General features: G+C 69.8%; 1 pseudogene. It reads left to right on the forward strand.

Annotated elements, in window-relative coordinates:
- Nucleotides 1–533: pseudogene (locus HM984_RS17535) on the forward strand (hypothetical protein); the annotation flags it as partial.

Consider the following 533-nt stretch of genomic DNA (forward strand, 5'->3'; position numbering starts at 1 on the left):
ACTACTCCAAGCCCGGCAAACCCGACATCGCGTGGGACGACAAGCCCGCCCGCGAACAGCTGGTCGATGCCCTGGTCCGCGACGCGGTGGCGGTCGTGGCCGCATTGACCGGGCCGGGCACCGAACAGCCGGATGCGGGCTCACCCGCAGGTCAGGCGTTGGCACTGCTGGCACTGGTCGCCGGCCAGGACGTCGAATGGATCGACACCGACGGCTCGGGCGACGGACATGGTGGGGGTCGGTGGCGGATCGCCCGCAACGTCGCCGCGGACCGGGTGATTTCCACCGTCGACACCGAGACCCGGCACGCCCACAAGACCCGTTCACGCCGTCAGGACGGATACAAGGGACACATCAACGCCGAACCCGACACCGGGTTGATCACCGCCGCGACCCTAACGAAAGCCGCAGGCCCGGGCAGTGGCGACGCGGAGGTCGGCCGCGAGTTGATCGCCGCCGATGACACCCTCGACGGCCCGGCGCAGGTGCTCGGCGATTCCGCCTACGGCAGCGGCCAGATGCTCGACGACATC

The sequence above is a fragment of the Winogradskyella pacifica genome (assembly GCF_013403915.1).
Classification (GTDB): Bacteria; Bacteroidota; Bacteroidia; order Flavobacteriales; family Flavobacteriaceae; genus Winogradskyella; species Winogradskyella pacifica.